Here is a 3,379-nt window from a genome sequence, read left to right as displayed (position 1 = left end):
TCAATGCAAAAGCACGCGATGCGCGCATGGAGTTCGCCAATGCAACTTGACACCACAGATAGTCGCTCATTGCCCTGCCGGGCATTTCTCCCCGTATAGGGACGGGGAGAAAGACGCCGTCATGGACGGTTTCGCCAATTTTCAACGCAGCAGAACGAGCGCCGAGGTTGCGGCCATCTCCCTTCTCCCCGTCACTATACGGGGAGAAGGTGCCGGCAGGCGGATGAGGGGCAGCGCAAGCAGTTGGCCGTTGGCCCTCGCCAGTCCTCTTACGTGTTCATCGAATCGAAGAAATCGGCATTGGTCTTGGTCTGCTTGAGCTTGTCGATCAGGAACTCGATTGCGTCGGTGGTGCCCATCGGCGCCAGGATGCGGCGCAGCACGAAGATCTTCTGCAGATCCTGCTTGGAAACCAGCAGGTCTTCCTTGCGGGTGCCGGACTTCAAGATGTCCATGGCCGGATAGATGCGCTTGTCGGCCACCTTGCGGTCGAGCTGGATTTCGCAGTTGCCGGTGCCCTTGAACTCTTCGAAGATGACTTCGTCCATGCGGCTGCCGGTATCGATCAGCGCGGTGGCGATGATGGTCAGCGAACCGCCTTCCTCGATGTTGCGGGCGGCGCCGAAGAAGCGCTTCGGCCGCTGCAGCGCGTTGGCGTCGACACCACCGGTCAGCACCTTGCCGGATGACGGCACGACGGTGTTGTAGGCGCGGCCGAGACGAGTGATCGAATCGAGCAGGATGACGACGTCGCGGCCATGCTCGACCAGGCGCTTGGCCTTCTCGATGACCATTTCGGCGACCTGCACGTGGCGCACCGCCGGCTCGTCGAAGGTCGAGGAGATCACCTCGCCCTTCACCGAGCGCTGCATGTCGGTCACTTCTTCCGGCCGCTCGTCGATCAGCAGCACGATCAGATAGCATTCCGGATGGTTGGCGGTGATCGAGTGGGCGATGTTCTGCATGAGAACCGTCTTGCCGGTACGCGGCTGCGCGTTGATCAGAGCGCGCTGCCCCTTGCCGATCGGCGCGACCAGGTCGATCACACGCGGCGAGATGTCCTTGGTGGTCGCATTCTCGATCTCCATCTTCAGCCGCTTGGTGGGATAGAGCGGCGTCAGATTGTCGAAGTGGATCTTGTGACGGATCTTTTCGGGATCGTCGAAATTGATGGTGTTGACCTTGAGCAGCGCGAAATAGCGCTCGCCCTCTTTCGGGCTGCGGATCGGCCCTTCGACCGTATCGCCGGTCTTCAGCGAAAAGCGCCGGATCTGCGACGGCGAAATATAGATGTCGTCGGGACCTGGCAGATAATTGGCGTTGGCGGAGCGCAGGAAGCCGAAACCATCCTGCAGCACCTCGACCACGCCATCACCGATGATCTCGATCTCCTGGGCGGCCAGCTTCTTCAGGATCGCAAACATCAGCTCCTGCTTGCGCATGACGCTGGCGTTTTCGACCTCGAGCGATTCGGCATAGGCGATCAGCTCTGGCGGTTTCTTGTTCTTGAACTCGGCGAGTTTCATTTCTTGCATAGACGGACCTTGAATAGATGGAGTCTGGGTAGGCTTTGGGAAAAATATCGGCGGGATGCGACAAATGCCGGGCGCGGCCGAAAACAATGAGGGGCGGCGCATGACGGGAAGGAAGACCCGTCTTTTATCGTCGGTCGGGTGAAAGAGCAAGCTGCGTTTTGCGTGACCTATGAAGGCTTGAAACGCATCACTGCCCGTCGTTGTCTCCTGGCCGTTTTTGAGCAGCATGCATCAGAACGGCTTGACCACCACCAGGATGACGATTGCGATCATCAGCAATGTGGGGATCTCGTTGACCATCCGCCAGTGCCTGGCCGGTTTTTCATTGCGGTCCTCGGCGAATTTGCGCACCGCGCCCGCGAGATAGCCATGCATGGCGGACAGCAAAAGCACCGCACCGATCTTGGCATGCAGCCAGCCGCCCTGGAAACCAAAACCCTTCCAGGCGAGCCACAGGCCGAACACCCAGGTGACGATCATCGCCGGGTTGATGATGCCGCGCAGCAGGCGCCGCTCCATCACCTTGAAGGTCTCCGATTGCACCGAGCCCTTCTCGGCATCGGCGTGATAGACCAGCAGCCGCGGCAGATAGAGCATGCCCGCCATCCATGAGATGACGGCGAGGATATGGATCGCCTTTGCCCAGAGATAGAAGCTGTCGGGTGCCGCGAAATACAAAAGCGCGGTGAGAACGACCAGCACCGCGATACCTGACATCATCCGCATCATCGCCTGACCGGTGCTGTTCGTGTTTTTCATCTCAGCCATCAGCGTGTCGCGCTCCGCACCTGTTTCACCATCGCCTCGACATGGGCGATCGGCGTCTCCGGCGTGATGCCATGACCGAGATTGAAGATCAGCGGTCCGTCTCCCAGCGCTCCCAGGATCGCCTCGACGCCGTCGGATAGCGCCTTGCCGCCAGCCACGAGCCGCAAGGGATCGAGATTGCCCTGAACCGCACCCGAGCGCTGCAATTCCTTCGCCGCGATCAGGGGTACCGTCCAGTCGATCCCTAGCGCCGTCACGCCGGTCTTCTGTCGATATGTCCGGTAGCGCGAACCGGCACCCTTGGGAAAACCGATGATCGGAACATCGGGATGAACCGCCCGCACCCGGCCAACGATCTCGGCCATCGGCTGAACGCAGAACAGGTCGAAACTCTCATCGTCCAGCACGCCGGACCAGGAATCGAATATCTGCACCACATCCGCACCCGCCTCGATCTGGCGGATGAGATAGGCGGCCGAATGTTCGGCAAGCACCTTCAGCAATCGTTGAAAGGCCACCGGTTCGCGATAGGCAAAAAGCCGCGCCGGCGCCTGGTCGGGCGTGCCATGACCGGCGATCATGTAGGTCGCCACCGTCCACGGCGCGCCGCAGAAGCCGATCAGGGTTGTCTCTTCGGGCAGTTTGGCCCGCAACCGGCGAACCGTCTCATAGACCGGTTCGAGATTCACGTGAAACACCTCGCCTTCCAGAGCCAAAATCTCCGGCGCGGTGATCGGCGTCAGCAGCGGCCCTCTGCCCTCTTCGAAGCGGACGTCACGGCCAAGCGCATGCGGAACGACAAGGATATCGGAAAACAGGATCGAGGCATCGAAGCCGAAGCGCTCGATCGGCTGCAAGGCCACTTCGACCGCAAGGTCTGGATCATAGCAGAGGTCCAGGAACGAGCCCGCGCGTCTGCGTGTCTCCCGATACTCCGGCAGGTAGCGTCCGGCCTGACGCATCATCCAGAGCGGAGGCGGAAAATGGGCCTTGCCCCTGAGGACATCCAGCATGATCCGGTTCTGGGGCATCGAGCGCTCGCTTCTCCCAGCCTCTTCTATAATCAAAGATTCTTA

General features: G+C 60.4%; 3 protein-coding genes. All 3 read right to left on the bottom strand.

The window, feature by feature from the left end; translation table 11 throughout:
* Nucleotides 1-269: 269 nt before the first annotated feature.
* The 3 genes from rho to hemE all read right to left on the bottom strand — a co-directional run bounded on the left by rho (nucleotide 270) and on the right by hemE (nucleotide 3,334).
* Complete coding sequence (gene rho, locus EN964_RS29355) at nucleotides 270-1,535, bottom strand: transcription termination factor Rho (protein ID WP_127268017.1); 1,266 nt, start codon at nucleotides 1,533-1,535, stop codon at nucleotides 270-272.
* Between the two features lie 231 nt (nucleotides 1,536-1,766).
* A complete protein-coding gene (gene hemJ, locus EN964_RS29350) occupies nucleotides 1,767-2,303 on the bottom strand; it encodes a protoporphyrinogen oxidase HemJ (protein WP_127268018.1) in 537 nt (178 codons plus the stop codon).
* Nucleotides 2,303-3,334 carry a uroporphyrinogen decarboxylase gene (hemE, locus tag EN964_RS29345; RefSeq protein ID WP_127268019.1) on the bottom strand — a complete coding sequence of 344 codons (1,032 nt, stop codon included), beginning with the start codon at nucleotides 3,332-3,334 and terminating at the stop codon, nucleotides 2,303-2,305. Before hemE ends, hemJ begins: the two co-directional genes overlap by 1 nt.
* Nucleotides 3,335-3,379: the final 45 nt, after the last annotated feature.

Source organism: Mesorhizobium sp. M7A.F.Ca.CA.001.10.2.1 (assembly GCF_003998575.1).
Taxonomy (GTDB): Bacteria; Pseudomonadota; Alphaproteobacteria; order Rhizobiales; family Rhizobiaceae; genus Mesorhizobium.
The sequence above is the reverse complement of the archived record's forward strand: the minus strand, read 5'-3'. Positions and strand labels throughout refer to the sequence as shown.